Source organism: Brevundimonas sp. (assembly GCF_036405315.1).
Taxonomy (GTDB): domain Bacteria; phylum Pseudomonadota; class Alphaproteobacteria; order Caulobacterales; family Caulobacteraceae; genus Brevundimonas.
Window position 1 is genome coordinate 1 of the sequence record NZ_DASWXW010000153.1, and the last position, 3017, is coordinate 3017.

Annotated in this window: 2 protein-coding genes; both read right to left on the reverse strand. The window is 68.9% G+C overall.

The window, feature by feature from the left end; translation table 11 throughout:
• Window positions 1-1461: M20/M25/M40 family metallo-hydrolase (locus VGE49_RS09510; RefSeq protein WP_331034320.1), on the reverse strand; the 1461-nt coding region annotated here is incomplete at its 3' end.
• 143 nt (window positions 1462-1604) lie between these two features.
• Window positions 1605-3017, reverse strand: a 1413-nt coding sequence (locus VGE49_RS09515; protein ID WP_331034321.1) for a TonB-dependent receptor, incomplete at its 5' end; no start/stop codon positions are given.

A 3017-nucleotide genomic window follows, 5' to 3' on the forward strand; every position in this document is an offset into this window, starting at 1 on the left:
CAGGAAGACGAGGGCGATCAGGCCCAGCCAGGCGCCCCAGGTCGTGGTGGTGGCCTTGACCGGCCACAGCGACAGGGCGGCGGCGATGACGCCCGCGCCGAGCATGACCGGGCTGAAGCCGCCGATCAGCAGGGTCAGAAGCGTCAGGACGGCGACGGTCCCGGCGATCACGCGCGGACGTGACCGGCGCGCCCCGGTCAGGAACAGCAGGGCCAGGGCGAGGATGGTCAGGACGGCGCCCGCCTCCATCCAGGGCAGGCGATGCAGAAGGACATAGTAGGTTTCGGACGAGGCGGCGCGGCTCGACATCGGCCCGGCCAGCAGGCGCACGGCCTGGGCCAGGACCAGTCCGGCGGACAGGAACCACAGCCCGTCCAGCAGGCCGCGTCCGACCTGTGCGGCGGTCAGGCCGGTGGCGCGTCGGGCGCGCCAGGCGGCGAAGCCGCCGAGCAGGGCGGCCAGGCCCAGGAGGCCCCAGCCCATGGCGGCCGAATGGCTGAGCATCAGGCGGCCGAAGACGTCGGCATAGACGGTGTTCGGTCCCTTGGCGGGCAGGGCGGGGGCGCGCAGCAGGGCGTCGGCGGCCTCCAATGCCTGAGAGCCGAGATGCTGCAGGGCGCCCTGGTCGAGATTTTCGGGGGTGGAGTCGGCCGCATGATACTGGGCCGGGCGGCCGATGAAGGCGAAGTTCAGCCCGCCGACGCCGCGATCCTTGGGCACGGTGAAGTCGGTGCCGTTGGGCATCTGTTCATACATGAAGACAGCAAGGGAGGTGGCGGTGGTCCCGCCGTCGGCGCGCATGGCGGCGCGGCGGAACAGGTCGACGGTGGGGCCGGCCTCGCGTCCGGTTTCGAACATGGCGGCGCGACCGCCGCCGCCGCGCGCCTCGAGGTTGACCACGGACCCGATGCGGTCGCGTAGCGGGTGCCCGCCGAAGAAGATGCGGGCGCCGTCCAGACCCAGTTCCTCGGCGTCGGTCAGCAGGACGACCAGGTCGCGTTCGATGGGGCCGCGCGCCTTGATGGCGCGGACGGCCTCCAGCACGGCGCCGACGCCGGTGGAATCGTCAGCCGCGCCGGGCGAGCCGACCACGGTGTCATAGTGGGCCATCAGCATGACGGCGGGCTGGCTGCGGTCCTTTCCGGGCAGGACGCCGATCAGATTGATGGCCTGATTGTTCGCGGCCTGCGGATCGCCGCCTTCCTTCTTCAGCCGCCGGATCGAACCGGGCGACAGCGGCCCGCTTTGCTCCTCCGGCGACAGGCCCAGCTGGGTCATGCGGTCGCTCAGATAGGCGCGGACGCGGGCGTGCTCGGCCGAGCCGACCGGGTGCGGGGCGCGGGCGATCTGCACGATGTCGGTCATGGCCCGCGCGGCCGAGAAGGCGGCGACGGGCGCATCCAGGGGACGGGGGCGCGGAACCTGAGTGGTCCAGACCGCCAGCAAGAAGGCGAGCGTCAACGATCCCAACAGCAAGGCCAGCCGCATTGTAGAAGATACTCCCCCCGATCCCGGAGACAGTAAGGCCAAGCTGGCGTCGGATGGCAAGAGGGCGGCGGCAGGTCGCCCCGCCGCCGCCCTCCGATGCGATCCGCCGTGAAGGCCTAGAAGCGCTTCGACAGCTCCACGCCGTACATGCGCGGCTCGTTGACGAAGGCGGTCAGGTTGTTGAAGTCGATCGCGCCGATGACGTTGGCCTCGTCCGTGAGGTTGCGGACGTAGGCTGCCGCCTCCAGGCCGCGGCTCAGGTCGCGCCAGCCTGCGCGCAGGCCGCCTTCGAAGTTGGCGTCCTGACGGAACTCGACCGCCTCATAGAGGAAGAGGTTGAAGTCCTTCTGCATCACCCAGTCGGTCGAGGCGAACAGCTCCTGGGCGTCGCCGATGGGGCGAACGTAGGACAGGGTCAGGTTGGCCGAATACTCCGGCGCCTGGGGGAAGGGGTTGCCGTCGATGGCGGCGCGGTCGCTGGCGCCCACCTTTACGATCGGATCAGTGATGGTGCACAGGTGGTTGCCGCAGATGGCGACCAGAAGGTCCTTGTCCTTGATCTCGGTGTGGTTCCAGGCCACGCCGCCCGCCAGGGTGAAGCCGGCGCCCAGATAGACGTCGCCGTCGATCTCCAGGCCGTAGCCCTGACCCTTGTCGGCGTTGATCAGGCGGTTGGAGTTGTCGATGCCGCCGATGGCGGTGAACTGCATGTCCTTGACGTCATACAGATAGGCCGTGGCGTTCAGACGCGCGCGGCCGTTCCACAGGCGGGACTTGAGGCCGGCCTCGTAGGACATGACGGTCTCGGACTCGGCCGTGGTCAGGACCGGAAGGTTGCGGCCCTGGATCGACGGACCGCGATAGCCGCTGGCCACGCGGGCGAACAGGTTCAGGCTGTCGTTGACTTCATAGAGGGCGCTGACGTCCCAGCTGACCTGCTCGTCGCCGACCGAGACCCGGCCCTCGGCGTTGGCCGGCGTGCCGATCACGATCTTGCCGTGGTAGTCGCGGCTGTCGTCGGTGTAGCGCACGCCGCCGGTGATCTTGAAGGTGTCGGTGACCTGATAGTTGGCCTGACCGAAGATCGACCAGGAGTCCGACTTCTGCACGATGTCGGTGGCTTTGGTCGGGATCAGACCGCCGGTGCCGTTGAAGGTGCCGGACACCAGGTTGATGCGCTCGTCCCAGTAGAAGGCGCCGACCTGCCAGCCCAGACGGCCGTCGCCGTTCGAGGCCAGGCGCAGTTCATAGGTGTTCTGCAGCAGGTCGCTGGAGAGGGTGCCGGACTCGACGTTGAACGGGGTCTTGTAGCCGGAGCCTGCGGGGGCCGAGGCCACACCGCCGTCGATGTCGCCGTCGCCCTGGCTGGAGCCCTGATAGGAGCCGACCACGCCGGTCAGGGTGGCGGGACCGAAGTCATAGGCGACCTGCAGCGACTGCGAGGTGGTCTGCTGCTTCTGGAAGTTGTTGCGGCCGCCGTCATAATAGACGGTGTCGCGGTCGAAGTTGCCGTTCAGCTCGTTCGAGCC